This is a genomic window from Bradyrhizobium sp. CIR48, from assembly GCF_014198315.1.
In the GTDB taxonomy this organism is placed as follows: Bacteria; Pseudomonadota; Alphaproteobacteria; order Rhizobiales; family Xanthobacteraceae; genus Bradyrhizobium.
In genome coordinates this window covers 343,924-367,865 of record NZ_JACIHG010000001.1, presented here as the reverse complement: position 1 = coordinate 367,865, position 23,942 = coordinate 343,924, and the positions used below count along the sequence as shown (strand labels likewise).

General features: G+C 65.0%; 22 protein-coding genes. 12 read left to right on the top strand and 10 right to left on the bottom strand.

Going from position 1 to position 23,942, the window contains the following annotated elements; all coding sequences use genetic code 11:
• Window positions 1-20: 20 nt before the first annotated feature.
• From lptF to GGD66_RS01750, 9 genes are all read left to right on the top strand, one after another.
• Window positions 21-1,190 carry an LPS export ABC transporter permease LptF gene (gene lptF, locus GGD66_RS01790; RefSeq protein WP_092252926.1) on the top strand — a complete coding sequence of 390 codons (1,170 nt, stop codon included), beginning with the start codon at window positions 21-23 and terminating at the stop codon, window positions 1,188-1,190.
• Window positions 1,187-2,284, top strand: coding sequence for an LPS export ABC transporter permease LptG (gene lptG / locus GGD66_RS01785; protein ID WP_018317553.1), 1,098 nt, complete (start codon window positions 1,187-1,189; stop codon window positions 2,282-2,284). Before lptF ends, lptG begins: the two co-directional genes overlap by 4 nt.
• Window positions 2,284-4,773, top strand: coding sequence for an LPS-assembly protein LptD (locus tag GGD66_RS01780; protein ID WP_183256729.1), 2,490 nt, complete (start codon window positions 2,284-2,286; stop codon window positions 4,771-4,773). The genes lptG and GGD66_RS01780 overlap by 1 nt, the downstream gene beginning before the upstream one ends.
• 69 nt (window positions 4,774-4,842) lie before the next feature.
• Window positions 4,843-5,778 (top strand): SurA N-terminal domain-containing protein, encoded by a 936-nt coding sequence (locus GGD66_RS01775; RefSeq protein WP_177236934.1) that lies wholly within the window; start codon window positions 4,843-4,845, stop codon window positions 5,776-5,778.
• Window positions 5,778-6,818, top strand: coding sequence for a 4-hydroxythreonine-4-phosphate dehydrogenase PdxA (gene pdxA / locus GGD66_RS01770; RefSeq protein ID WP_183256728.1), 1,041 nt, complete (start codon window positions 5,778-5,780; stop codon window positions 6,816-6,818). Before GGD66_RS01775 ends, pdxA begins: the two co-directional genes overlap by 1 nt.
• Entirely contained in the window at window positions 6,815-7,672 is an 858-nt protein-coding gene (gene rsmA, locus GGD66_RS01765; RefSeq protein WP_183256727.1) for a 16S rRNA (adenine(1518)-N(6)/adenine(1519)-N(6))-dimethyltransferase RsmA, read from the top strand. Before pdxA ends, rsmA begins: the two co-directional genes overlap by 4 nt.
• 72 nt (window positions 7,673-7,744) lie before the next feature.
• Window positions 7,745-8,803, top strand: coding sequence for an alcohol dehydrogenase (locus GGD66_RS01760; protein ID WP_183256726.1), 1,059 nt, complete (start codon window positions 7,745-7,747; stop codon window positions 8,801-8,803).
• A 69-nt stretch (window positions 8,804-8,872) separates the two neighbouring features.
• On the top strand, window positions 8,873-9,109 hold the full coding sequence (locus GGD66_RS01755; protein WP_018317559.1) for a hypothetical protein: 237 nt from the start codon (window positions 8,873-8,875) through the stop codon (window positions 9,107-9,109).
• 342 nt (window positions 9,110-9,451) lie between these two features.
• Window positions 9,452-10,171 (top strand): Crp/Fnr family transcriptional regulator, encoded by a 720-nt coding sequence (locus tag GGD66_RS01750; RefSeq protein ID WP_092252913.1) that lies wholly within the window; start codon window positions 9,452-9,454, stop codon window positions 10,169-10,171.
• A 114-nt stretch (window positions 10,172-10,285) separates the two neighbouring features.
• Here GGD66_RS01750 and GGD66_RS01745 read toward each other — a convergent pair whose 3' ends face one another.
• A complete protein-coding gene (locus GGD66_RS01745; protein WP_018317561.1) occupies window positions 10,286-11,023 on the bottom strand; it encodes a Crp/Fnr family transcriptional regulator in 738 nt (245 codons plus the stop codon).
• A gap of 159 nt (window positions 11,024-11,182) precedes the next feature.
• Between GGD66_RS01745 and GGD66_RS01740 the strand changes: the two genes are divergently transcribed.
• Window positions 11,183-11,416 carry a hypothetical protein gene (locus GGD66_RS01740; RefSeq protein ID WP_183256725.1) on the top strand — a complete coding sequence of 78 codons (234 nt, stop codon included), beginning with the start codon at window positions 11,183-11,185 and terminating at the stop codon, window positions 11,414-11,416.
• Window positions 11,417-11,433: 17 nt separating this feature from the next.
• Entirely contained in the window at window positions 11,434-12,135 is a 702-nt protein-coding gene (locus GGD66_RS01735; protein WP_183256724.1) for a Crp/Fnr family transcriptional regulator, read from the top strand.
• Between the two features lie 51 nt (window positions 12,136-12,186).
• On the opposite strand, the gene GGD66_RS01730 is transcribed toward GGD66_RS01735, so the two are convergent.
• The gene (locus tag GGD66_RS01730; protein ID WP_183256723.1) at window positions 12,187-12,801 is read right to left on the bottom strand and encodes a cupin domain-containing protein; all 615 of its coding nucleotides are present in this window, start codon (window positions 12,799-12,801) and stop codon (window positions 12,187-12,189) included.
• Window positions 12,802-12,930: 129 nt separating this feature from the next.
• Window positions 12,931-14,553, bottom strand: a complete 1,623-nt coding sequence (locus GGD66_RS01725) for a hypothetical protein (protein ID WP_246788755.1) — start codon at window positions 14,551-14,553, stop codon at window positions 12,931-12,933.
• Between the two features lie 1,351 nt (window positions 14,554-15,904).
• Between GGD66_RS01725 and GGD66_RS01720 the strand changes: the two genes are divergently transcribed.
• The gene (locus tag GGD66_RS01720) at window positions 15,905-17,137 is read left to right on the top strand and encodes a hypothetical protein (RefSeq protein ID WP_183256722.1); all 1,233 of its coding nucleotides are present in this window, start codon (window positions 15,905-15,907) and stop codon (window positions 17,135-17,137) included.
• Here GGD66_RS01720 and gmk read toward each other — a convergent pair.
• The 7 genes from gmk to fabD form a co-directional block, all read right to left on the bottom strand.
• On the bottom strand, window positions 17,070-17,729 hold the full coding sequence (gmk, locus tag GGD66_RS01715; protein ID WP_183256721.1) for a guanylate kinase: 660 nt from the start codon (window positions 17,727-17,729) through the stop codon (window positions 17,070-17,072). The genes GGD66_RS01720 and gmk overlap by 68 nt on opposite strands.
• Before the next feature lie 3 nt (window positions 17,730-17,732).
• Window positions 17,733-18,620, bottom strand: coding sequence for a YicC/YloC family endoribonuclease (locus GGD66_RS01710; RefSeq protein WP_183256720.1), 888 nt, complete (start codon window positions 18,618-18,620; stop codon window positions 17,733-17,735).
• A gap of 114 nt (window positions 18,621-18,734) precedes the next feature.
• The gene (mltG, locus tag GGD66_RS01705) at window positions 18,735-20,009 is read right to left on the bottom strand and encodes an endolytic transglycosylase MltG (protein ID WP_018317569.1); all 1,275 of its coding nucleotides are present in this window, start codon (window positions 20,007-20,009) and stop codon (window positions 18,735-18,737) included.
• Between the two features lie 125 nt (window positions 20,010-20,134).
• Entirely contained in the window at window positions 20,135-21,400 is a 1,266-nt protein-coding gene (gene fabF, locus GGD66_RS01700) for a beta-ketoacyl-ACP synthase II (protein ID WP_183256719.1), read from the bottom strand.
• A 108-nt stretch (window positions 21,401-21,508) separates the two neighbouring features.
• Entirely contained in the window at window positions 21,509-21,748 is a 240-nt protein-coding gene (locus GGD66_RS01695; RefSeq protein ID WP_008130699.1) for an acyl carrier protein, read from the bottom strand.
• Between the two features lie 313 nt (window positions 21,749-22,061).
• Window positions 22,062-22,799, bottom strand: a complete 738-nt coding sequence (fabG, locus tag GGD66_RS01690) for a 3-oxoacyl-[acyl-carrier-protein] reductase (RefSeq protein ID WP_026201873.1) — start codon at window positions 22,797-22,799, stop codon at window positions 22,062-22,064.
• A gap of 97 nt (window positions 22,800-22,896) precedes the next feature.
• Complete coding sequence (gene fabD, locus GGD66_RS01685; protein ID WP_026201874.1) at window positions 22,897-23,856, bottom strand: ACP S-malonyltransferase; 960 nt, start codon at window positions 23,854-23,856, stop codon at window positions 22,897-22,899.
• Window positions 23,857-23,942 lie beyond the last annotated feature (86 nt).

The following is a 23,942-nucleotide window of genomic DNA, read 5'->3' as shown; positions in this document are numbered from 1 at the left end:
TGGGATTCGTGCGGTAGCGCATGGGGTCGATCGATAGGTATATCTTCCGCACGACGCTGGCGTCGTTTGCGCTGATCCTGGTCAGCCTCACTGGCGTGATCTGGATTACGCAGGCGTTGCGCGGCATCGACCTGATGACGAGCCAGGGTCAGACCATCCTCACTTTCCTGGGCATCACCAGCCTCGTCGTGCCGGCCCTGGTCCTGATCATCTCGCCGATCGCGCTGATGATCGCGATCTCGCACACGCTGAACAAGCTCGCGACCGATTCCGAAATCATCGTGATGAATGCCGCCGGCCTGTCGCCGTTCCGGCTGTTCTATCCGTTCTTTTACGCCACCTGCGTGGTGGCGCTGCTGGTTGCCTTCATCGCGGCCTATCTCGCCCCCGACGGCATGCGGCGGATCAAGCAGTGGGATGCCGAGATCACCGCGGACGTGCTCACCAACATCCTGCAGCCCGGCCGCTTCGCCCAGCTCGACAAGAACCTCACGATCCGGATTCGCGAACGCCAGCCCGGCGGCATCCTTGCCGGCATCTTCATCGACGACCGCCGCGATCCGAACGAGCGCGTCTCGATCGTCGCCGAGCACGGCGAGGTCGTGAAGAACGAGACCGGCTCGTTCCTCGTGCTGGAGACCGGCAATCTCCAGCGCTTCGAGGCGGGCAAGCGCGATCCCGCGCTGGTGGCCTTCGGCCGCTACGGCTTCGACATGTCGAAGTTCTCCAACCAGGGCCGCGACGTCACCCTCGGCATCCGCGAGCGCTATCTCTGGGAGCTGCTTGCGCCGTCCGATAACGACCCCGTCTACAAGCAGATTCCCGGCCAGTTCCGCTCGGCCCTGCATGACAGCCTGCTCGCGCCGATCTATCCCTTCGCCTTCGCCGTGCTGACCTTCGCCTTCCTCGGTGCGCCCCGCACCACCCGCCAGAGCCGTAATTTCTCGATCGGCACTTCGGTCGTTGCGGTGTTTGGCCTGCGCATGGCCGGCTTTGCCTGCTCGGTGATGGCGGTGAAGTCGCCGAGCCCGGTGCTGGTGCAATATGCGATGGTCATGGGCGCCATTGGCGTCGGGCTGTGGATGATCATCCGCGGCGTTGTGGTCGAGCCGCCCCCTGGCCTCATGGAGGCCATCAACAGGTCGAACGCGCGCATCGCGCGGCTGTTCGGACGGCCGGCCACCGCATGAGCATGCTTACCAACACACTCGGACGCTATTTCGCCGGCCGCTTCGTGGTCGCGGCGCTCGGCGTGTTCTTGGGCATTTTCCTGCTACTGGTGCTGGTCGACTACATCGAGATGGTGCGCAAGACCTCGGGGCTGGCGTCCGCCTCGGCGCTCATGGTGGCCGAGACCTCGCTGTTCAGGGTGCCGCAACTGCTGGAGAAGCTGACGCCGTTCTGCATGCTGATCGGCGCCATGACCTGCTATCTCGCCCTCTCCCGCCGGCTCGAGCTCGTGGTTGCGCGCGCCGCCGGCATCTCCGCATGGCAGTTCATCTCACCGGCGCTCGGCAGCGCGCTCCTGATCGGGGTGATCGCAACCGTCGCCTACAATCCCATGTCGGCCAATCTGCGTGAACTCTCCAAGCGCATGGAAGCCGAGCTGTTCGGCTCGGCGCCCGGGGGCGGCATCCAGGACGCCTCCGGCTTCTGGCTCAATCAGGTGACCAGCGACGGCCAGACCATCATCAACGCCGCGCGCAGCGAGCAGCAGGGCGTCCGACTCACCGGCCTGACGCTGTTCCGCTTTGACACAGACAGTCACTTCAAGGAGCGGATCGAGGCGCGCGAGGCGACACTGGAGTCCGGCCATTGGCTGTTCAAATCCGTTCGCCGCTTCTCGCTGGACTCCCCGCCGATCGACCAGGCCACCTTGGAGATTCCAACGACGCTCACCGAGGCGCAGGTCCGCAACAGCTTTTCCACCCCCGAGACTGTGTCCTTTTGGCAACTACCGAGCTACATCCGCTCATCCGAAAGCTCAGGCTTCGCGACAGCCGGATACCGACTCCAGTATCAGAAGCTTCTGGCACAGCCGTTTTTGCTTGCGGCAATGGTGATGCTCGCGGCCTCCGTGTCGTTGCGCTTCTTCCGGATGGGCGGCGTGCAGAAGATGGTTTTGAGTGGCGTGGGCGCAGGCTTTCTGCTCTACGTTCTGTCGAAAGTGACTGAAGACTTGAGCAAGGCTGAGTTGATGCATCCGATCGCTGCGGCGTGGTTGCCCGTAGTGGTGGGCGGCCTCACCGGCTTTTTGGCCTTGTTGTACCAGGAGGACGGTTAGTGACTGCCGTCCATCGAGGACCCGTGTCTCGTTTGACGCGCCGCATCGTGATGCGCGCGAACAGGTCCGGCTTGTCTCTTCGCAAGCTCATGATGGCTGTCGCTGCCGTGGCATCGCTCGGCGCGCTGATCGATGTTGCCGCCCTGGCCCCCGCCTCGGCCCAGAGCTTCACCTATAATCCGCTGCCGCCGCGTCCGAAGCCGCCGAAAGCCGCTAACGACAACCAGATGCTGGTTCAGGCGACCGAGGTCGACTACGACTACAACAATTCGCGCGTCTCCGCGGTCGGTAACGTCCAGCTGTTCTACAACGGCACCAGCGTCGAGGCCGACAAGGTCATCTACGACCAGAAGACCAAGCGGCTGCATGCCGAAGGCAACATCCGCATGACGGATGCCGACGGCAAGATCACCTATGCCGAGATCATGGATCTCTCCGACGATTACCGCGACGGTTTCGTCGATTCGCTGCGTGTGGACACCGCCGACCAGACCCGCATGGCCGCGAGCCGCGCCGACCGCTCCAGCGGCAATTACACGGTGTTCGAGAACGGCGTCTACACGGCCTGCGCGCCGTGTAAGGACGATCCGAAGAAACCGCCGCTGTGGCAGGTCAAGGGTGCCCGCATCATCCACGACCAGCAGGAGAAGATGCTGTATTTCGAGACGGCGCAGATCGAATTCTTCGGTGTGCCGCTCGCCTACATGCCGTATTTCTCGACGCCCGACCCGACCGTGAAGCGCAAGAGCGGCTTCCTGATGCCGGGCTATGTTTCCGGCACGTCGAACACGGGCTATGGCGTCGAGGTTCCCTATTATTGGGCGATCGCGCCCGACATGGACGCGACCATCAACCCCCGCTTCTTGTCGCGGCAAGGCGTGCTGCTGCAGGGAGAATTCCGGCAGCGCCTGATCGACGGCGCCTACCAGATCCGCGCCTATGGCATCGACCAGCTCGATCCCGGCGCGTTTGCCGGGCAGCCGGGCGACAAGCAGTTCCGCGGCGCCGTCGACACCAAGGGTCAGTTCGCGCTGAACGACAAATGGGTCTGGGGTTGGGACGGCGTCCTGATGTCCGACTACTATTTCTTCTCGGACTACCGGCTCTACCAGTACCGCGATCCGCTCGGCTCGTTCCTGCTGCTGCCGACGGAGGCGCTGTCGCAGCTCTATCTGACCGGCGTCGGCAACCGCAGCTTCTTCGACGCGCGCACGATGTACTGGCTGAGCTATTCGGGTAACCAGAGCCAGGTGCCGATCGTCTATCCGGTGATCGACTACTCCAACGTGCTCAACTACCCGGTGTTCGGCGGCGAGTTCAGCTACAAGACCAATTTCGTGAACCTGTCGCGTGACCAGGCGGTGTTCGATCCGATCACCACGATCGCGAACACCAACAGCCTGTGCACGACGGCGTCGGCCGATCCGCTCGCCCGCACGCCGTCGCAGTGCCTGCTGCGCGGCTTCCCCGGCACCTACACCCGCCTCACGGCCGAGGCGCAGTGGCGCAAATCCTTTACCGATCCGCTCGGCCAGATCTGGACGCCGTTCGCCAGCCTGCGCGCCGACGCTATCAACTCCTCGGTCTCCAACCAGCCGGGCGTGTCGAACTATCTTCCCATCGGCGACACCCAGGCGTTCCGCCTGATGCCGACCGTGGGCCTGGAATACCGCTACCCCTTCATCAACGTTCAGCCCTGGGGCTCGACCACCGTCGAGCCGATCGCGCAGATCATCATCCGGCCGAACGAGACCTATGCCGGCAAGCTCCCGAACGAGGACGCCCAGAGCATGGTGTTCGACGCCTCGAACCTGTTCAGCGTCGACAAGTTCTCCGGCTACGACCGCGTCGAGGGCGGCGGCCGCGCCAATGTCGGCGTGCAGTCGACCACGCAGTTCGACAAGGGCGGCGCCGTCAAGGCCTTGTTCGGCCAGTCCTACCAGCTGTTCGGCATGAACTCCTTCGCGGTCCAGGACCCCATCAATACCGGCCTCAATTCCGGCCTGGACAAGCCGCGTTCCGATTACGTCGCGAGCGCCAGCTACTCGCCCAACAGCACCTACACGTTCAGCGTCCGCTCCCGCATGGACGAGCAGACCTGGAACGTGCAGCGCTTCGAGGCGGAAGGCCGCGCCAACTTCAATCGCTGGGCGGTCAGCGTGCTGTACGGCAGTTACGCGGCGCAGCCGGAGCTTGGCTATCTGACCCGCCGCGAGGGCATCCTGACCTCGGGCTCCATAAAGGTCGCGACCAACTGGGTGGTGTCGGGCTCGGCGCGGTGGGACCTCGAGGCCAACAAGATCAACCAGTATGTGCTCGGTGCCGGCTATGTCGACGATTGCTTCGTGCTGGCGGCGAACTACGTAACTTCGTATAGCTATTCGGCGGGCACCGCGCCGCCCGTGCTGAGCCATGCGTTCATGTTCCAGATCGGCCTGCGCACGCTGGCGACCTCGTCGACGACCAGCAGTTCCGCCGGCCTCCAGTGAACGGTTTGAAGTGCCGGCCGCGCTTGCCCCCATCACAGGCTCGACGCGGCTGACATGCGAGCGACAATCATGACGACCCCATTGCCCGTCTTCCGCCTCCTCCTCGCCATCGCTGCCGGACTGGTCCTGACCGGACTGCCCTCGCCGTCGCGCGCGCAGAACATCGTCGTCATGGTCAACGGCGACCCGATCACCGATTTCGACATCGAGCAGCGCTCCAAGCTCGACCAGCTGACGACGCAGAAGACCCCGAGCCGGCAGGAGGTCATCAACGAGCTGATCGACGACAAGGTGAAGATGAAGGAGGGCAAGAAGTACGGGGTCGACCCCGGCATCTCCGACATCAACCAGTCCTACGAAGGCATGGCGCAGCGTATGCGCATCACGCCGGACCAGCTCACCAAGTCGCTCGAATCCAAAGGCGTCCGTCCCGAGACGCTGAAGGGCCGCATGAAGGCCGAGATGGTCTGGACCAGCCTGGTGCGCGGCCGCTTCAAGGAGAAGCTGCTGGTCGGCGAGCGCGACGTCGCGCAGGCCGTGCAGGCCCAGACCGGCGACAAGCTCCAGATCGAGGGCACCGAATACAAGATGCAGCCGATCGTGCTGATCGTGCCGCGCGGCTCGTCCGCGGCGTTCCTGGAAACACGCAAGAAGGAAGCCGAGAGCTATCGCGCGCGCGTCGGAAGCTGCGAGGAAGCCAACTCGCTGTTCCGCTCGACGCCGAACGCCACCATCCGCGACAGCGTCACCAAGACTACCGCAGAGCTGCCGGAAGCGCTGCGCAAGGTGCTCGACGACACCCCGATCGGCCATTTGACCGCGCCCGAGATGACCAAGAACGGCATCGAGATGGTGGTGCTGTGCTCGCGCAAGCCGACCATGATCGACACGCCGAAGAAGCGCGAGGTCCGCGAGAAGATGTATCAGGAGAAGTACGAGAAGACCCAGAAGGCCTATCTCGACGAGCTCCGCAAGGCGGCGATGATCGAATATCGCAACCGCTGATGGCCAATCGCGCAGCCAAACCGCATAGCCTTCCCCTTGCCCTGACCCTGGGAGAGCCCGCCGGCATCGGCCCCGACATCACGATCGCAGCCTGGCTCCGGCGCCGTGAACTGAACCTGCCCGCGTTCTATCTGCTCGGCGATGAGGCGCTGATCGCCCGGCGCGCCAAGGCGCTAGCCGCCGCACTGGGGGCCGACGTGAGGACCGCGGCGGTGAGCCCCGGAGAGGCCGCTTCCGCCTTCACCGATGCCCTCCCCGTGGTCGCCACCGGCGAGCGCGCGACCGCCGAGCCCGGCAAGCCCGACGCATCGAGCGCGCCGGCCGCGCTCGCCTCGATCCGGCAGGCGGTCACCGATGTCCGCGAGGGCCGCGCCGGCGCCGTCGTCACCAATCCGATCGCCAAGAGCGTGCTCTACCGCTCAGGCTTCCGTCATCCCGGCCACACCGAATTCCTCGCCGAGCTCGCCGCGGAAGGCGGCCGCGTGCCGCAGCCGGTGATGATGCTGTGGTCGCCCCGGCTTGCCGTGGTGCCCGTGACCATCCACGTCTCGATCCGCGATGCGCTGGCAGAGCTCACCAGCGAGCTAATCGTCTCGACCGTGCGCATCGTCGCAGCCGAGCTGAAATCGCGCTTCGGCATCGCGCAGCCGCGTATCGCGGTCTCCGGCCTCAATCCGCATGCCGGCGAGGACGGCTCGCTCGGCCACGAGGAGCAGACAATCATCGCCCCGGCGCTTAAGGTGTTGCGTGGCGACGGCATCGAGACCAGGGGGCCGCTGCCCGCCGACACCATGTTCCACGAGGCCGCGCGCAGCACCTATGACTGCGCAATCTGCATGTATCACGACCAGGCGCTGATCCCGATCAAGACCGTCGCCTTCGACGACGCCGTCAACGTCACGCTCGGCCTGCCCTTCATCCGCACCTCGCCCGATCACGGCACCGCCTTCGACATCGCCGGCACCGGCAAGGCCAATCCGGCCAGCCTGATCGCGGCGCTTCAGCTGGCCAGCCGCATGGCGGCTTCGCAAAGCCGATGAGCGCGATCGACGACCTCCCGCCGCTCCGCGAGGTCATTCGCCAGCACGCGCTGTCGGCGCGCAAATCGCTCGGCCAGAATTTCCTGCTCGACCTCAATCTCACCGCCCGCATCGCGCGCGCCGCAGCGCCGCTCGACGATTCCACCATCGTCGAGATCGGCCCCGGCCCGGGCGGGCTGACGCGCGCTTTGCTCGCGCTCGGCGCGAAGCGCGTCATCGCCATCGAGCACGACGAGCGGGCGATCCCGGCCTTGCAGGATATTTCCGCGCGCTACCCTGACAGGCTCGAGATCGTGCATGGCGATGCGATGACCTTCGATCCCCGCCCGCTGCTCAATGGCGAACGCGCGAAGATCGTCGCCAACCTGCCCTACAACATCGCGACCCAGCTCCTGATCGGCTGGCTCACCACCGAGCCCTGGCCGCCCTGGTACGACATGATGGTGCTGATGTTCCAGCGCGAGGTCGGCGAGCGCATCGTCGCGCGCGAGGACGAGGAGGCCTATGGCCGGCTCGGCGTGCTCGCCAATTGGCGCTGCGAGACCAAGATCCTGTTCGACATTGCGCCGTCCGCCTTCGTGCCGCCGCCGAAGGTCACCTCCTCCGTCGTGCGCCTCACGCCGCGCGCCGAGCCTCTCCCTTGCGATCGCAGGCTGCTCGAACAGGTCGCCGCCGCCGCCTTCGGTCAGCGCCGGAAAATGTTGCGGCAGAGCCTGAAATCGCTCGGCGCCGATCCGGCGCGGCTGGCCGCCGCCGCCGGCGTCGATGCGACGCGGCGCGCCGAGACCGTTCCGATATCCGGCTTTGTTGCCATGGCCTGTGAATTGGCCAATATACGAACCGAAGAAGCATGATCCGGAAAAGTGTGAAGCGGTTTTCCGAACGAGATCATGCTCAAACAATGAGATAATTTCGGAGGAAGAAATATGGCGTTGATGCGTCGGCAGTCCCTGGTCAAGTTCGATGCCCCGCTGTGCGAGACCATCGTCGACACGCCGAAGCCGAAAGGCACCGAAGTGCTGGTGCGCATCGAGCGTTGCGGCCTCTGCCATTCCGACCTGCACATCCAGGACGGCTACGCCGATCTCGGCGGCGGCAAGAAGCTCGACACCACGCGCGGCATGACGCTGCCCTTCACGCTCGGCCACGAGATCGCCGGCATCGTCGACGAAGTCGGCCCCGACGTGCCGGCCGGCCTCATTGGCGCGAAGAAGGCCGTCTTCCCCTGGATCGGCTGCGGCCAGTGCCGCGACTGCGCCAATGGCGACGAGAATCTCTGCGTGAAGCAGCGCTTCCTCGGCGTCTCCATCGACGGCGGCTTCGCCACCCACGTGCTGGTGCCCGACGCGAAATATCTGCTCGACTACGATCCCCTGCCCGTCAACCAGGCCGCGACCTTGATGTGCTCCGGCGTCACCGCCTATGGCGCGCTCAAGCGCCTGGTCGACCGCCCGCGCCAGCGCAACCTGCTGCTGATCGGCCTCGGCGGCGTCGGCATGATGGGCCTGTCGTTCGCGCAGGCGATGTTCAAGCAGCCGATCACGGTCGCCGACCTCTCGCCGGCCGCGCGCGAGACCGCGCTGAACAACGGCGCCGCCAATGCCTATGATCCGTCCGAGCCCGACGTGATCAAGCGCATCCTGAAGGAGACCGAAGGCGGCTTCGACGAGATCGTCGATTTCGCCGGCAACGAGAAGTCGATGGCCTTCGCGGTCGCGGTCGCCGCGCGCGGCGGCAAGATCGTGGTCTCCGGCCTGATGGGCGGCCAGTTCACATTGCCGATGGTGCAATGGGTCTACAAGCGCATGACCATCGAGGGTTTCATGGTCGGAACGCTAGCAGAGGCCCAGGAGCTGATGGCGCTGGCGCGTGCCGGCAAAATCAAGCCGACGCCGATGCGCGAGGAGCCGATGGGCGATGTCCAGAAATGGATCGACGAGCTTCGCGCCGGCAAGGTCGTCGGCCGCATCGTGCTGAAGAACTGAGCCGCGCGCGCGGGCCCCAAGTTGGGCCCGCGTAACGGAACGCCTGCGGCCCCGCCGCGTTGGCAGCGCATGTCCATTCGCTGCACCGTCGAAAGCGCATTCTTCATCGCCTGGAGCTGCCTGGAGCAGAGCGGCGAGCTCGGCCCGCCGGACGAGAGCGCCAACGTCATTCTCGACGCCATCGAAGGTCAGCTCAAAACCGGCGAACGCCGGCAGCTGATGCTCGCCAACAAGGCGATCGACGCCTATCGCGCGCACGCGGCGCTGCGCCGATCCTCGTGGGATCGCGAAGCACGCTTCGGCTGATGATCTTCGCCGCCCCTCGGGCCGCCGGCCCAGCGGCGTTTTTTGGCGGATTGAGGCCGGCGGTCCTCGGGCAAAGCGCACGGAGTACGGCGCTCGGCGCCACACGCTACGCCAATCCGCAAGCCCGCTATGTTCACTCCTGAACAGACCTCGCCAGATCAACGCTGCCGGGCAGCGCACGCATGCAGCCTCGCTCCCAACTTTCCGGAAGTCCGCAAAGACCGCGCGCCAGCATCTCAACTATGCAACGGCCGCTTGTGTGCACTTTGGAACCGTCGGTTCCGCCATGGAAACGTAGGGTTCTGGCTGGCGCCGATTCCCGGCCAGCCCAGAGACGCAACTGTGACCGGTCGGCCCCCGAACGATCTGCTCCGGCAGCTCACCCACCAGGATTTCGAACTGCTCGCGCCTCACCTTCAGCCGGTCGAACTCGCGGCGAGCCACGTTTTGCATCACGCCGGCGACGACGTGGCGGCGGTGCATTTTCCCTGCGGTCCCGCACTCGTGTCGTTCGCCGTGCCGGTCGAGGACGATCGCGAGGTCGAAAGCCTGCTGGTGGGCCGCGAGGGTGCGGTGGGCATTGCCGCAGGCCGCAACCCTTCGCTGGCTTATTCACGCATCGTCGTGAAGCTGGGCGGCAGCCTCGTCCGTCTGCCGCTGCGCGCGCTTGAGCAGGCACAGCAGCGGTCAGCCACGCTCCACGAGGTCTTTTCGCGCTACGCCGACTGCCAATTCGCGCAGCTGCTGCAGACGGCGGCCTGCAACGCGGCGCATTCGATCGAGCAGCGCGCCGCCAAGTGGATCATCTCCGCGAAGGAGAGTATCGGCGGCGCCGAGATCCCCCTCACCCACGAGCAGCTCGCCGGCATGCTCGGCGTCTCCCGCAGCTATGCCAGCCGCGTCATCCAGATGTTCAAGGCAAGGCGCATCCTCGCGACCCGCCGCGGCGCCATCCTGATCCTCGACGGGACAGCGCTCGAAGCCAGAGCCTGCTGCTGCAATGATTGGGTGAGGAAGCACTTTGACGAGGTGCTGGGCGGAGCGTCACCTGCCGATGGCTAAAGCGCGATGCGATCAGGATGCATCGTCATCCCGCTTTAGGTTGTTGTTCAATCATGATCTTTTCGGAAAACCGCTGCGCACTTTTCCGGATTATGCTCTAGCATCTTTGCGGCCTCACCCCTCCGGTGGCGACTGGCGTTTCAGATGCAGATAGGCCGGGCTGAAATCGCCGAGCCGCTGCAGCTCGCGCCATTTCAGGACGATGAGCTCCCCGTCGCGCAGATCCATGGTGCCGCCCCGCCTGAGGTCAGCGAGCGTCCGGTTCACGGTCGCGATCGCCATGCCGAGCGTCTCGCCGAGCTGCACCAGGCTGATCGGCAGGCGGAAGCGATTGCCGCGGACGAGCTGCGCGGCGCGGGCGCGGTAGAACAGCTCGCAGAACAGGTGCGCCATGCGCGCCTGCATCGGCCGGGCGCTGTTGTTGGTGATGGCCTCGCGAAAGATCGAGGCATCGAGCAGCGTCTCGCGCCAGACCGAGAGCGCGAAAGTGGGCCGGCGCCGGAAGGCTATGAACAATTCGCGATGCGGGATGAAGGCGACCGAGGCGTGCCCGAGCGCGGAGAGCCCATGGTCCATCTGGTCGATGAACAGCCCCTGGGAGTCCGGGAGGTCACCGGAGATATGGAACGCGAGATATTGCCGTCCCCCGCTGCCGAGCAGATGGTAACGCGCCACCATGCCGGAGACGACCAGCGCCGAATGTTCAGGCTCCTCGCCCTGGCGGATGAAATCCTCGTTGGGCGCGACATCGCGCTGCGTGAAGGTGAGCGCGCGGATCTCGTCGAGATCCTCCCCGGTGAGCGCGGTGTGCTCGCTCAGGTTCCGGATCAGCACGTCGTGGGCTTTTTCCATGAGACCACCAAAAATCGCGCCGGATCTATCAAATGATACTTCTGGCCCTGGTTCAGCGGACTAGAACGCGAGACGGACGCACTGGTTGCTAATCCGTTTGCGATCATTCGGGTCGCACTCACACCATCACCTCGACCACCAACCGAGCCCGCCTTTCTCATGAGTCCTACGACGATCCTGGAGCGCATCCGCGGCCTGTTCGCATCCGATACCAGCGAACACCTCGACTGCATCAGCGATGCCTTCAAGAACGGCACGCTGCGCGAGCCGGCGCATCCGATGTCGGATCAGGAACTCGCCCACGCCATCCGCGAGTTCCGCAGCACTGAGGTCTCCGACTGGACCATCGCAAAGCTCTCGCGGCGCTTCATCGACGCGCCGCGAGACAGCTGAAGCGCGCCACGAGACTCATGCCGCATCCGAAGTTCATCGCGCGTCTCCAGGCCATCGAAGGCCTGTCCGAGGACGAACGCCAGCAGATCGCGGGCCTGCCGTCCACGCTACGCCAGGTCGCGGACGGCGAGATCGTGCTGCGTCAGGGCGAGGCCGCCTCGCGCTGCGTCTTCGTCGTCAGCGGCTTTCTCTACCAGGCCCGCATCGTCGGCGATCGCAGCCAGATCCTCGCGTTCCACGTTCCCGGCGACATGCCCTGCCTGCACACGCTCCTGGTCACGCCGATGGATGCGGATCTCGTCGGCCTCGGTCCGACCATCGTCGGCTACGTCGGGCACAGCCAGCTCCGCCAGCTGCTCGACGGCTCGATCCATCTGACCCGCGCGTTCTGGCGCGAGACGCTGATCGATGCGGCGATCTCGCGGCAATGGATCGCCCGTCTCGGCGCGCAGGCGGCCCTGCCGAAGGTCGCGCATCTGATCTGCGAGCTCGCGGCGCGGCTGGAGATCGTCGGCCTTGTCAAGGACGCCTGCTTCCAGATGCCGATGACGCAGCGGCACGTCGCCGATGCCTGTGGCCTGTCGATCGTGCACGTCAACCGCACCATTCAGGAACTACGGCATCGCGGGTTGATCGCATGGGAGGGCAGCGAGATCGAGCTGCTGCAGCCTGAAGAATTGCGCAGGCTTGCCGATTTCACGCCCGACTATCTGACCTGAGCGCGGAGGGCGAGCGCAGAGGAATGGGTGAGCGGACCGCTCTCCCTCGCGTCACGATCGCGGCCGCGCGGTCCGCCATGATGTGAGCAGCGGACCACCGCGGCCGAGGACGGGATCCGTTTTCGGCCTGCGGACCTTGGCGATGCGCTTGACGGCATCGGGACGCTCGCGCGTGTCGGTGCACTCGTCGTACGTTCCGTCGTGCGGATACGCTCCGACGACCCCAAAGTCCCGGCTGGACTCGATCAGCCTGTGTCCGGTACCGGCGGGCAGCACCAGAACGTCGCCGGCTTTCACGCGGAGGACGCGTCCCTTGACGCCGCCGCACTCGAGCCTGGCCGTGCCGCGCGCCACGCCCATCACTTCGTGGACCTGCGAATGATAGTGGACGAAGTCATACACGGTGTCCCGCCACGACCGGCCCCAGCCGTTTGTATCGAACAGCGTGTCGATGATGACCTCAGGGGGATAGCGCCTGGACTTCAGATTGACCGCGCCGCGATAGAGCAACACCGGAAAACGCGGATTGTTCGGCACGATGCCATCGTCGCGAAAACGGATGGCTGCCGGCTTCCGGGCCCGCACCAGCGCCCGCAGCGTTGCCGCATCGGGATGCTCCTCCACGAGCTTCTTGGCGAGATTCTTGATCTGGTCCTTGATCGGCATGGCCTGTCCTCAGCCACGGTTCAACGACGCTGGAGGTGAGAAGTTTCAGGCGAACGGGCTTGATCGGCAGGCCCCACTCCGTCCTGCGGATGATCTCTCTAGCGATGCCTTGCACCTCCTGAGATCGCGCTACGGCGTGATGATATCCAGCCTGTCCCGCGACGGGAGCGTTGCCTTGAAGGCCCGAAGCGCGGCGTCAACCGCCGCCGCATCGGCCAGCGGCGTGCGGTAGAAATCGACGTTCTGCCGCGACAAGGTTACGCTTCTTGTTTGGAGCACGGCGACCTTCGTCCAGCTCGATGGCACGCCTTTCTCGAACCAGCCCTCGTAAATCATGACGAGACCGACGTCGTGATCGTGGGCAAGGGCCGCCATCTCTGCCGGCCCATAATCTCCCGCCATTCTCGCCTTGCGCACCTGCTCCGAACCAAGGCCCCAGAGATCGAGCGTATAGTTGGTATTGCGATATGCAACCAAGCCGAGATCGTTGACCCCAACCGCATCTCTGTAAAACGATTGGGCGAAACGAGCCATCTGGTATTGCTGCTCGTAGATATCGCTTGCGCCTAGCGGCGAGACCACTGCCGCTGTCATGTAGGGAATCGCCGCGGTGCCGAGCCCGAAGACCACGCCGACCTTCACACGAGACCATTGCAGCGCAGAGAGCCGTGGCTTGAGTTGTGCGATGCCCCACAGCAACGCGGCTGCCGCGAGAGCCATGATGTATACCTCATACCGATTGAACCAACCGTATTGACCGCACACCAGATGGGCTCCGACGGCAACAAGAACAGCCAGAAGGACGATCAGTACCTTGCGATCGGCGCGTAGCAGACTGGCGCACCAGGCAACAACGAGACCGAGTGCGATGAGCCGCAATCCATACGACGTCATCACGCTCCGCAGCATGTTTCTGACGATAGCGGGTAGCTCGCTCGCGGGCTGATCAAGAGTCGTCAGATAGCCCTTCAACAAGACGGAGCTCGGCAGCAACGGCAGGCCACGCGAGGCCATGAGAACGGCATAGCCCGATAGAGTGACGACAATGACTAGCGCTGCGCCGGCCGCGAAGCGGCGCTGGTCCAGCAGCGTGAACGCCGCGATTGCGGCACCGGCGAATGCGATCCCTTCGAAGCGGATGAGCGGAAGCAGCACCAGGGCGAGGAAATGGAGTGATGTTGGTGCGAACCCGCGCGCAGCCGCCACGAGACCAGCAAAGGTCACGATTGAGGCCCAGACGTGAATACTGTGCTCCATGCCGGTCATGGGCAGCGCGACGGCGCTGACACTGAAGATGAGGAGCAGCGCGATCACGCAAGCGAACGGAAGCTCGCCCACACCATCGAACAGGCCATTCGCCTCCAAGAGGCGTATGATAGCCAAGATTGTCGCACCTGCGGCTGCAACATTGATCAACAACGGACCAAATGCACCGAGATGAAGCGCTTCCGTCAGAGCCAGACAATATGGCCAGATGATCGATGAGCTAGGCGATGAATATTCCCCGGCGTTGACCCCATATCCGCCGGACAGGATCTGGTCGGCGACCGCAAGGTGAATATACGCATCGTCCAGGGTGAAGAAGAGCCTGAAGTCGCACAGCGCCAGGACTGCGATGAGCTCCATCGCAAGCAATCCCAGCCAAACGAGTATGGCTGCAGTTGAGGGTTGAATCCAGGTATCGGTACCCAATTGTCCCGACGACGCCCTGCCTGTCTTGTCGGGGCAATCGCATTGATCGACGACAGCCATCACACTCCCCTGTCAGTCGCTCGATTACGATTGACGCCTTGCCGGGGTCCATTCCCACATCCTGCGGTTTATCTTAGCCTTCCTAACAGTCGGTGACTGCAAGGCTTGAAATTCAGGTTTCCCTTGGGCAGTCGCAGAGGTAAAGGTTTGGAACTAGGGAACGCTGGTCCGCTAGGCCGCTTGGGTCATTTGCGGTGATGGGGCGCGTTTCCGCGATGTACACGACAAACGGAGCTGACGGCGGTTCCTTGAGAGGCGTCGGGCAAAACACCCGGTCAAGCCCTCCGCGTAAAAATATTCCACTTTCCCGAATTTCGGATTTGTGGCATAGACGCCTTATCCCGGCCCTGCCAAAGGGGCGCTTCGCGATCGTCACGAGATGCGGGCCGGGTGGCGGTGGACGCGGTAGCGCCGGCGCGATCAGCCTGATGACAGGGCGGGCAACCGTGAGTCCTCAGGCGACGCGATACGACCCGGCGCAGTCACAGCGGTTTCGTCGATGCCCGAGGGCGAGCACACGCAAGCTTCCGGATATTCCGGCGGGATCGTCCGCGGACGGAGAAGTCGTGTGGTCCTGACGCCCGGGGTCTGTGCGTCAAGGCTTGCGGTGATGCGGCGGTCCGACCGGGCACTGCATCGATCATTCCCGCAAGGCGACGGGGGCAATAGTGCATCGCTCCCCGGGGAGAGCACGAAGGACACCGTTAAAACCAGCCGCGCAGGGAAGGCCGGGCGACCGGCATCACCTGTGGTCCACCCCGTGTGCATCTTCGTCGCGCACGGATCTCGGGTGCCGCCGGCGCCCGGCCTTCCCTGCGCCCTTTGGTCTTCATGGGGCGCGACGACAGCAAGCCTCGGGCGAAACGCGCCGCGAGACTGCGAAGGCGTGTGTGCTGATGAGGAAGAGCCGTACGATGGGTAGAGCACTTGCGAAACCCATCATGTATCGGCGCAAGCAAGAGCACGATGGGTTTCGCTTCGCTCTACCCATCCTACCGAAGTCGGCTCTCGTGCCCCTCCACCGCCCGGTCTGCGCCGCCCCTCTCTCACGCACCTTTCGCCCCGTCACTGGAACCGTCAGTCCGAGCGGCTCGCACGGTCGGGCGAAGGCGACGGTGTGACTTTCACCGGCTCTGGCTGTCTCGGCGCCCGCAGCGGCTCCGGAACCGGGGGGCGCTCCGATGGTTGCGGCGGAACCTGGAGCTCGGCGAAGCAGTAACGCCCAGGAAAATGCCTGATCTCGCGCCGGAACGAATGCGCTGCGAGCCCAATTCAAGCCACATCCTCTCCGGATTTGCGGCTCATTGCCACCCAAGTCTTTGATGACAAAGGGCTGGTTGAGAGTTGCGTCATGCGTAACCGGGAGACCAGGATGGGCAACCGCACCGCAAAATTCGTATCCGCGCTGGTCGGCAGCATCATTGCTGGCGCACCACTGGCTGCCGTGTCGCAGAATGCGCCGGCGCCATCGAGCACAGCCAACGCGGCCGCCGACTGCCTCGCCTCCCCGAAGGGTGCCGCGCCGCAGGGGCAACACTGGTACTATCGTCTCGACCGCACCACCAAGCGGCAATGCTGGTATCTGCGCGCCGCAGGCGGCAAATCCTCCCAGACCGCGCAGGCGACGACCGACGCACCCGAGGCAGATTCAGCCGCGCCGCAAACGATGCAGAACGCGCGCGCCGAATACATCGCTCCGCAGACGAGTGCCGCACCTGGCATGCCCAACACGAGCGCGCCCGCGCCCGCCGCAACCAATGCGCAGCCGGTCGCCCAGCAACCACCAAGCGGCGCGCCCGAGACCAACGCGCAGCAGCCGGCCGTGACCGCGCGCTGGCCCGAGGCCTCCCCGGCCTCCGCCGCGTCTGCGCCGCGGCCAGCTCCCGTTGCAGCCACCGCGCCACCGAGCGCGAAGCCGGCAAAGCCTCCCGCGCCGATGGCGCTGGCCGGGGCAGACGGCACCGCCGACAAGCCGGCCGGCTCGGTGCAGATGCTGCTGCTCGTGATCGGCGGCGCGCTGGCGCTCGCCGGCATCCTCGCCAGCATCATCTACCGCTTCGCCGGCGGACGCGTACGCGTCCAGGCCGCCGCCGACCGCCGCGGGCATTGGGACGATTGGGCGCCGCAGGACCAGGACGGAAGCCGCGCACCCTGGCTCGGTGCGGAGCCCGCCGTCACGCCGCGCGCACAGCAGGGCCCCGTCGACTTCGATGAAGTTCGGCCGCCGCAGACCGCGCAAATCGCAGCCTTCACCAGGGAGATCGGCAGGATCGCGGCGCAATCCGCGTCCATTCGCAACAAGGCCGCCGAACTCGACAAGGCCGACATCTTCAACGGAAAGTTCGAGATCGAGGCATCGCCCCCGCGGCTCGCGGCCAAGGACATCGGCGACGAAAAGGCCGTCGATCACCAAGAAGATGCGCCGGTAGATGCGCAGGCCGGAGATGCCGTCGACGTCGACGTGATCACCGCAATGCTGGAACGGCTGGCGAAGCAAGGGCCGCGGCTGCCGCAGCCTAGCCCTGCAGCTGCCCTTGCAAACCTCGCACGAAGCCAACGAGGCCAATCCGCCGCTCGCGCTTGAGGCGCTCGGCTTTCAGGATCGACTGCACCTCGGCAAAGGCCTCGTCGACGTCGTGGTTGATCACGATGTAGTCGTACTCGGGCCAGTGACTCATCTCGTGGCTGGCGCGGCTCATGCGCTTGCGGATCACCTCGTCGGAATCCTGCGCGCGCGAGTGCAGACGCTTTTCGAGATCCGCCGCCGAGGGCGGCAGGATGAAGACGCTGACGACGTCGGCGCGGGCTTTTTCGCGCAGCTGCTGCGTGCCCTGCCAGTCGATGTCGAACAGCACGTCCTGCCCGGACGATAGCGCGGCTTCGACGGGGCCACGCGGCGTGCCGTAGCTGTTCTCGAACACGGTGGCCCATTCCAACAGCTCGTCACCTTTCACCATCGCCTCGAAGCGCGGCTTGTCGACGAACAGATAATCCTTGCCGTTGACCTCGCCCGGCCGCATCGGGCGCGTGGTCGCGGACACCGACATTTTCAGGCCGGACATCCGGTCGATCAAAAGACGCGACAGCGTCGTCTTGCCCGCGCCCGAGGGCGAGGACAGCACGAACATCAATCCGCGCCGCTCGACACCGTCAGTTCCGTGACCGCCGCTCGTCATCGATCACTCCAGATTCTGGACCTGCTCGCGGAACTGCTCGACCACGTTCTTCATGGCGAGGCCCGTATTGGTCAGCTCGATGTCGTTCGACTTCGAGCAGCAGGTGTTGACCTCGCGGTGAAACTCCTGCGCCAGGAAGTCGAGCTTGCGGCCGATCGGGCCGCCCTTGCCGATCAGCTCGCGCGCCTGCGCGATGTGGGAAGCGATGCGGTCGAGCTCCTCGCGGATGTCGGCCCTGGTGGCGATCAGAATCGCCTCCTGCATCAGGCGGTCGGAATCGAAACGGTCGGAGGTGTCGAGCAGGCTCGCGATCTGCTCGGCGAGCCTCGCCTTGATCGCCTCCGGCTTGCGCCCCGGTGCGACTTCGGCTTTCTTCGCGAGTTGCTCGACCTCGTCGACCCGCTGGGTCAGGATCTGCCCGAGCGAGGTGCCCTCGCGCTTGCGCATCTCGACGAGATCGGCGAGCGCCTTGTCGAAGGCTTCGGCTGCGGCAGCGCGCGCGGCCTTGTCCTCCTCCTCGTCGCCCTCGGGCTCGGCGACCTCGACGACGCCCTTGATGGCGAGCAGGCCGTCGATGCTCGGCGCCACCGCATCGACCTTGCCGGCGATGACGGCGGCGGCCTTGAGCACGGCGTTGAGCACGTCCTCGTTGACGCGAACCGTGGCCGCGGCGTTGGCGCGCTTGACGGTGAGATTGGCGTAGACGGTGCCGCGCGACAGCAGCTCGCCGGCGCATTTCTTGGCGTGGGCCTCGAGCTCGTCAAACCCCTGCGGCAGCCGCACCCTGAGGTCAAAGCCCTTGGCGTTGACCGACTTCAATTCCCATTCGAACGTATACGGCCCGCTTGCGCCGTGGCATCTCGCAAAGCCGGTCATGGACGACAGCGCCATCAGGTCAAATTCTCCAGAAACACGGGATTCGCGAGGCATCAAGCCACGCGAATCTTAAGACTATTTTGCAGGAAAGTGGAATCCGCAAAGCCGGCAAGCAGGTCTGCAACGCGCCTAGCGCTGGACCACCGGCGGCGAGGGTTGCACCGCGCCCTGCCGCGCCGGTGCTGGAGCAGCGGGGCGTGCCGCCGGCGGCTTTTTCTGCTGATTGGGCCGGGCCGGCGTGGTCGCCGTCGGCGTATCGGCGGCTCCGGGCGCGACGGCGGCGGGCGGCGGCGCATCCTCGGCCGGCTCCACCGTGTCATTCTGGATCTGCTTTTCCATGGCGCGGAGCTTGGCGACGTTCTTCTGATGGGCGTCGTAAGTCTCGGTGAAGGCGTGCCCGCCGGTACCGTCGGCGACGAAATAGAGGTCGCGGGTGCGGGCCGGATTGGCGGCGGCCTCCAGCGAGGCGCGGCCGGGGTTGGAGATCGGGCCCGGCGGCAGCCCTTCGATCACATAGGTGTTGTAGGGCGAAGGCTGCGTGATCTCGCTGCGCTTGATCGGCCGGCCCAGCGTGCCCTTGCCGCCGACGAGGCCGTAGATGATGGTCGGATCCGACTGCAGCTTGATCCGCTGCTTCAGGCGGTTGACGAACACGGCGGCGACGCGGCTGCGCTCGTCGGGCTTGCCGGTTTCTTTCTCGACGATGGAAGCGAGCGTCACCAGCTGCTCCGGCGACTTGACCGGAATGTCCTGATTGCGGCGTTCCCAGATCTCGGCGAGCACGCGCTTGTGCGCCTGCTGCATGCGCTGGACCACCTGCTCGCGCGGGGTGCCGCGCGGGAATTTGTAGGTCTCGGGCAGCAACGTGCCCTCGCGCGGCAGCTCGCGCACGCTGCCGGTGAAGATGTCGTTGTCGGACAGGCGCGCCACGATCTGCTCGGAGGTGAGCCCTTCCGGAATCGTGACGGCGTGCTGCACCACCTTGCCCTCGACGATGGTGGCGATGACGTCGCGGAGCGAGGCGTTCTTCTGGAACGAATATTCACCCGGCTTGAGGTCCGAGCTCGCCTTCAACGCGGCAACGCTGGCGATGAACACCCACGGGTTGATGTCGGTCACGCCTTCCCGGTTCAGCGTCTCGGCGATGTCGCGCTTGCCCGCACGCTGGGGGATGTTGACGATCTTGTCATCCTTGAGCGGCCCGGGCGCCTCGAGCACCTGCCGGCCGTAATAATAGACGCCGCCGGCGCCGAGCATGGCGATCAGCAGGAGGGTGATGATGGCGTTGCCGACGATCACGAAGGGATTGCGCGCACGGTCCGATCGCTTCGGCGGCGGCGGGACCTGCTCGGGCTCGAGCGCTGCCCGCGGACTCCGGGGCGAAATGGGCGGCCTTTCACTCATCGAAACAACCTGAATCCTGCCGGTTCAATCGCGGCCCGACAATCGCTTGCCCTGCCAAATGCACGCGCCCACTTCCATGACTATCGCCGAATACGGCAAAACGGTGGATTCGTCTCAAACTTAAACTAACTGGCGAGGCGCCGCACGATCACCGACGCATTGGTACCGCCAAAACCAAACGAGTTCGACAAGGCGACGTTGACCTCTCGCTTCTTCGCCGTATGCGGCACGAGATCGATCGCAGTCTCCACCGACGGATTGTCGAGGTTGATCGTCGGCGGCACGACATTATCGCGAATCGCGAGAATGGCGAAGATCGCCTCGATCGCCCCCGCCGCACCCAGGAGATGGCCCGTCGACGATTTGGTCGAGGACATCGCAACCTTGGAGGCGGCATTGCCGAGCAGACGCTCGACGGCACCGAGCTCGATCTCGTCGCCGAGCGGCGTCGAGGTGCCGTGCGCGTTGATGTAGTCGAGATCGGAGGCGGTGAGGCCAGCGCGCTTGAGCGCGGCCGACATACTGCGGAAGCCGCCATCGCCATCGGGCGACGGCGAGGTAATGTGATAGGCATCACCCGAAAGACCGTAACCGATCACCTCGGCGTAGATCCTGGCGCCACGGCGCCGGGCGTGCTCGAACTCTTCCAGCACGAGGACGCCGGCGCCCTCGCCCATCACGAAACCGTCGCGGTCCTTGTCGTAGGGACGCGAGGCCTTTTCGGGTGTCTCGTTGAAACCGGTCGACAACGCGCGCGCGGCGTTGAAGCCGGCAATCCCGATGCGGCTGATCGGCGATTCGGCGCCGCCGGCGACCATCACGTCGGCGTCGCCCAGCGCGATCAGGCGGGCGGCATCGCCGACGGCATGCGCACCGGTCGAGCAGGCCGTGACCACCGAATGGTTCGGCCCCTTCAGCCCGTGCGCGATCGAGACGTAGCCGGAAGCCAAGTTGATCAGGCGGCCCGGAATGAAGAACGGCGACACCCGGCGCGGTCCGCGCTCCTTGAGCAGGATCGCGGTCTCGGCAATGCCGTTGAGGCCGCCGATGCCCGATCCGATCATGGTGCCGGTCGCGCATTTGTCCTCTTCGGTCTCGGGATGCCAGTTGGCATCGTCGAGCGCCTGGCCGGCGGCGGCCATGCCGAAGATAATGAAGTCGTCGACCTTGCGCTGGTCCTTCGGCTCCATCCACTTGTCGGGATTGAAGGTATCGTTGCTGCCGTCGCCGCGCACGACCGTGCAGGCGTATTTGGTCTGAAGATCGGAGACATCGAAGCTCTCGATCCTGCGCGCACCGCTCTCGCCGTTGAGGATGCGCTTCCAGGTTGGCTCGACGCCGCAGCCGAGTGGCGACACCATGCCGAGACCAGTGACGACAACCCGCCTCATATCCGAAAACTCCGCATCGAAAGATTCACGGCCAATAACAAGAAACCGGCTGACCGCTGGGAAGCGGCCCGTCCGGTTTCAATGTTGTCCCCGCGAAAATGAAGAGCCTTAGCTCTTCGCGTTCTTCTCGAGAAACTTCGTGGCGTCGCCGACGGTGAGAATCGTTTCCGCAGCGTCGTCCGGAATCTCGCAACCGAATTCTTCTTCGAACGCCATCACCAGCTCGACGGTGTCCAGACTGTCGGCGCCGAGGTCGTCGATGAAGCTCGCGGCGTCGACAACCTTCTCGGGTTCAACACCAAGGTGTTCGACCACGATCTTCTTAACCCGTTCGCCAATGTCACTCATTGCATAACCTCGTGTTGTTCCCTGTAGACCCGACCCCCCGGGACGATACGAGCCGTCGTGGTCGTGTTACTTGCCTTCGCTTACGAACTTTGATTTGGCCCCATCCTAACCGATACAGGGCCCGGCGAACGACGGCCAAGGCTCCGCATCGCCAATATACAGGGTTTCAAAAACCTGCAATGGCGTTCTTTGCCCATCCGTTGAGCGTCCGGTTATCATACTTCAACTGCCTTGACTATAAGCCTCATTTCCCTCCGGAAACGGCCGTTTGCCGCATCCGCACAGCCCATGTGGGCAGTGCGGAACGAGCGCTTCAGATCATGGCCATGCCGCCGTTGACGTGAATGGTCTGGCCGGTGACGTAGGCTGCTTCGTTCGAACTCAGGTAGACGGCGGCCGCCGCGATATCCTCGGGCGTCCCCAGGCGGGCGGCCGGAACCTTGGTCAGAATCGTTTCGCGCTGCTTGTCGTTGAGCGCATCGGTCATCGGCGTCTTGATGAAGCCCGGTGCGATGCAGTTGGCGGTGACGCCGCGCTTGGCGTATTCGGCACCAAGCGTCTTGATCATGCCGATCAGGCCCGCTTTCGACGCCGTGTAATTGCCCTGCCCGGGATTTCCGGTGACGCCGACCACCGAGGTGATGGCGATGATGCGGCCGAAGCGCTTGCGCATCATCAGCTTGGTGGCGGCGCGCGCCAGGCGGAAGGTCGCGGTCAGATTGACGTTGATGACCTCCTCCCAATCCTCGTCACGGAGCTGCACGAAGAGATTGTCGCGGGTGATGCCGGCATTGGCGATGAGGATGTCGACCTGGCCCATTGCCGCTTCCGCAGCGGGCACCAGCGCCTCGACCTCGTCGGACTTGGAGAGATTGCAGGGCAGCACATGGGTGCGCTCGCCGAGCTTGCCGGCAAGCTCGTCCAGCACCTCCTTGCGCGTTCCTGATATCGCAACGGTCGCGCCCTGCGCGTGCAGCGCCTGCGCGATCGCGCCGCCGATACCGCCGGTCGCGCCGGTGACGAGCGCCTTTTTGCCAGTCAGATCGAACATCGAAAACTCCTCCAAAGCACGATCCGGAAAAGTGCGCAGCGGTTTTCCGAAGATCGTGCGTAAACTGAAAAACTCAAGCGCGACGAGAAATCGCGCTTTAGCCCTGCTTGGCAGCGGCCAATGCATCCTTGGCGGCGGCAATGTCGTTCGGGCCACCGACCGAAACGCCGACGGCGCCGTCCGCGATGCGCTTGACGAGACCGGATAGCACCTTGCCGGCGCCGATCTCGAAGAACCGGGTGACGCCCTGCCCCGCCATATAGGCAACCGACTCGCGCCAGCGCACGGTGCCGGTGACCTGCTCGACCAGGCGGCGACGGATCTCGTCGGGATCGGTGATGGCGCTCGCCAGCACGTTCGACACCAGCGGCGAAGCCGGGGCCTTGATCGTGACCTTCGACAGCGCTTCGGCCATGGCGTCGGCAGCGGGCTGCATCAGCTTGCAATGGAACGGGGCGGACACCGGCAGCAGCATCGCGCGCTTGGCGCCCTTGGTCTTGGCGATCTCGACGGCGCGATCGACCGCGGCCTTGTCGCCCGAGACGACAACCTGCCCGCCGCCATTGTCGTTGGCGGCCTGGCAGACCTGCCCCTGCGCCGCCTCCTTGGCGACCTCCATGGCGGCCTCGTAGTCGAGACCGAGCAGTGCGGCCATCGCGCCCGCGCCGACCGGAACGGCCTTTTGCATTGCGAGACCGCGGGTGCGAAGCAGGCGGGCGGTATCCGAGACCGTCAGACTGCCGGCCGCGGCCAGCGCCGAATATTCACCGAGCGAGTGGCCGGCGACGAAGGCCGCATCTCGTCCCACGGAAAATCCAGCCTCAGCCTCCAGCACGCGCAGGGTGGCGACGGACACCGCCATCAGCGCCGGCTGGGCGTTTTCGGTGAGCTGGAGGGTTTCGGCCGGACCATCCCAGATGATCGCCGTCAGCTTTTCCCCGAGCGCGGCATCGACCTCGTCGAACACGGCGCGCGCCACCGGAAAGGCATCGGCCAGGGCCTTGCCCATGCCGACCGCCTGGGAACCCTGCCCAGGAAATGTGAATGCAGCCGTCATCGGCGCTCCCTGCTTGTCGGACACGATCCCCGCGAGAACCGGCAGCCGATTACGCACGGCGTTAGGCCATGGTTCCGGATCGTGCT

Bases quoted from the DNA above. Each gene is read 5' to 3' on its own strand.
- GGD66_RS01755 (WP_018317559.1), top strand. From the start codon at position 8,873: ATGTCCATTCGCTGCACCGTCGAAAGCGCATTCTTCATCGCCTGGAGC.
- lptG (WP_018317553.1), top strand. From the start codon at position 1,187: ATGAGCATGCTTACCAACACACTCGGACGCTATTTCGCCGGCCGCTTC.
- GGD66_RS01760 (WP_183256726.1), top strand. From the start codon at position 7,745: ATGGCGTTGATGCGTCGGCAGTCCCTGGTCAAGTTCGATGCCCCGCTG.
- fabG (WP_026201873.1), bottom strand. From the start codon at position 22,799: ATGTTCGATCTGACTGGCAAAAAGGCGCTCGTCACCGGCGCGACCGGC.
- GGD66_RS01720 (WP_183256722.1), top strand. From the start codon at position 15,905: ATGCGTAACCGGGAGACCAGGATGGGCAACCGCACCGCAAAATTCGTA.
- fabF (WP_183256719.1), bottom strand. From the start codon at position 21,400: ATGAGGCGGGTTGTCGTCACTGGTCTCGGCATGGTGTCGCCACTCGGC.
- pdxA (WP_183256728.1), top strand. From the start codon at position 5,778: ATGGCCAATCGCGCAGCCAAACCGCATAGCCTTCCCCTTGCCCTGACC.
- fabD (WP_026201874.1), bottom strand. From the start codon at position 23,856: ATGACGGCTGCATTCACATTTCCTGGGCAGGGTTCCCAGGCGGTCGGC.
- mltG (WP_018317569.1), bottom strand. From the start codon at position 20,009: ATGAGTGAAAGGCCGCCCATTTCGCCCCGGAGTCCGCGGGCAGCGCTC.
- GGD66_RS01725 (WP_246788755.1), bottom strand. From the start codon at position 14,553: ATGGCTGTCGTCGATCAATGCGATTGCCCCGACAAGACAGGCAGGGCG.
- GGD66_RS01710 (WP_183256720.1), bottom strand. From the start codon at position 18,620: ATGGCGCTGTCGTCCATGACCGGCTTTGCGAGATGCCACGGCGCAAGC.
- GGD66_RS01740 (WP_183256725.1), top strand. From the start codon at position 11,183: ATGAGTCCTACGACGATCCTGGAGCGCATCCGCGGCCTGTTCGCATCC.
- GGD66_RS01735 (WP_183256724.1), top strand. From the start codon at position 11,434: ATGCCGCATCCGAAGTTCATCGCGCGTCTCCAGGCCATCGAAGGCCTG.
- GGD66_RS01745 (WP_018317561.1), bottom strand. From the start codon at position 11,023: ATGGAAAAAGCCCACGACGTGCTGATCCGGAACCTGAGCGAGCACACC.
- lptF (WP_092252926.1), top strand. From the start codon at position 21: ATGGGGTCGATCGATAGGTATATCTTCCGCACGACGCTGGCGTCGTTT.
- gmk (WP_183256721.1), bottom strand. From the start codon at position 17,729: ATGACGAGCGGCGGTCACGGAACTGACGGTGTCGAGCGGCGCGGATTG.
- rsmA (WP_183256727.1), top strand. From the start codon at position 6,815: ATGAGCGCGATCGACGACCTCCCGCCGCTCCGCGAGGTCATTCGCCAG.
- GGD66_RS01775 (WP_177236934.1), top strand. From the start codon at position 4,843: ATGACGACCCCATTGCCCGTCTTCCGCCTCCTCCTCGCCATCGCTGCC.
- GGD66_RS01730 (WP_183256723.1), bottom strand. From the start codon at position 12,801: ATGCCGATCAAGGACCAGATCAAGAATCTCGCCAAGAAGCTCGTGGAG.
- GGD66_RS01695 (WP_008130699.1), bottom strand. From the start codon at position 21,748: ATGAGTGACATTGGCGAACGGGTTAAGAAGATCGTGGTCGAACACCTT.